The sequence below is a fragment of the Streptomyces sp. NPDC047515 genome, from assembly GCF_040643055.1.
In the GTDB taxonomy this organism is placed as follows: domain Bacteria; phylum Actinomycetota; class Actinomycetes; order Streptomycetales; family Streptomycetaceae; genus Streptomyces.
Genome location: NZ_JBEYTM010000164.1, coordinates 1 through 1,559, shown reverse-complemented (window position 1 = coordinate 1,559; position 1,559 = coordinate 1). Strand labels below are relative to the sequence as shown.

Genomic DNA, 1,559 nt, shown 5'->3' with positions numbered 1-1,559 from the left:
ACACCACGTGATCATTCCGGGGCCGTCTCCATGCCCGGAGGGCAGATCACGACCGTCACGCATCACGCATGATCAGCCACCCGACAGGCTCTGAGGGGTTGTCCCGTGGAGGCGGCGAAATCCTCGACGGACGCGTGCGGGTGTGAGGCGCCCTTGACGTGCGGGCCGTTCCCAAGGATTACGGAGGTCCTCCGCGAGGGGCCGGGCGAGACGGAGCTGGGCATAGGCAGCCATGACGAGCCAGGTCCAGCGGTCGGCGGCGGCCGGCTCGCGGAGTTGGGGTGTAGTCCACCCCAACGTCTGCTTGATCATCCTGAAGGTGTGCTCCAGGTCGAATCTGCGCAGAAACGCCTGCCAGAGCCGGTCCACGTCCCCGGCAGCAGCGGCGGTGCCCGACCACCACAGCCAGACCGGCCTCGGGCTGCGGTCTCCACGGAGGTGGTCGACCTGAAGGCGGATGACGGTGCCTTCAACGACCGGCAATTGTCCCTTGGGGTAGTCGGCCCAGGCCGAGCGCCGGACCAGTAGCGGGTGCAGCCGGTCCCAGGCAGTGGCGACGGCTTTCCCGTAGTGGGTGGCATCGGTCACGGTGGTGACGGACGGGGCGGCTGGGTTGCCGCGGCCTCGAACGCGAACTCCGCTCCGCGCTTGGGCTTGCGGCCGACCTTGCCCGGCGGCTGCGGCGGGGGCGGGAAATACAGCACGCGGTCCGACCGCATCCGACCCAGCATCTCCACGGGTAGGTCCGCCAGCAGGAAAGCAGGGCGGGCCACGTCGTAGCCGGCATCGGCGACGACCAGGACGGACGGATCCCCGACCTGCCACTGGCCCGCCACATGCAGCCGCTGGAACACGTCCCGGATCCGGGCTGCGGTGACTGCGGTCGCGTCGTCCTAAGGACACAGCCGGACCACATCCAGCATGGCGGTCCACGACGTCCGACCCTGCTCCAGAGCGGCCACGAAAGAGTAGGGCCACCCGGGGATCATCTGGGCCGAGCCCCTGCCACGACCATACGTGTGGCAGAACAGCCGTTCCGGGCTGGTATTCGCATCCGGCCGCAGCCAGTTGCTCACATCGACCGCCGAGATCAGCTGCCCCTCGGCCGTCCGCGGAAGCGGCAGTCATGGCTACGGCCTTCGTGCTGGTCAAGCGCCTCTGTGACGGAGCACATGATCAGGCGGAGGCCGCTCCTACGTCAGCTACTCAGCTGAAGCGGCGGCAAGTTCGAGGTCACATTCGACCGCGGACGATAAACGTCAAGCTTACGACCTGGGGATGAATAGTCCCGGTGTTGGTGGGGCCGTGACGTGAGAAGGGCCGCACGGGTTGGGTGAGTTGTGACGCTTACCTGGGCCCGTGCGGCCTGCTCCCATCCTGCCCTGTCCGGGGTCTCTCGCGCACATCTCGGCGAGTTGCTCGAAGAGTTGTCGCCGCGTTGGTGGGCCCGGCGTGAGTCGGCGCTCGACCGGCAGCGGGGCTACAGACGGCGCCGGGCGGAGGGGGCCGGGCGCAAGCCGAGGCTGGAGTTCGTCGACCGGCTGCTGGTCACCCTCGTC

The 1,559-nt window shown here is 68.4% G+C and carries 2 pseudogenes; one reads left to right on the top strand and one right to left on the bottom strand.

The annotated features are described in order from the left end of the window. Nucleotides 1-108: 108 nt before the first annotated feature. Nucleotides 109-1,124 (bottom strand): annotated as a pseudogene (locus ABZ826_RS39315) (transposase); the annotation flags it as partial. 216 nt (nt 1,125-1,340) lie between these two features. On the opposite strand from ABZ826_RS39315, the pseudogene ABZ826_RS39310 reads away from it, so the two are divergent. Next, nucleotides 1,341-1,559: pseudogene (locus tag ABZ826_RS39310) on the top strand (IS5/IS1182 family transposase); the annotation flags it as partial.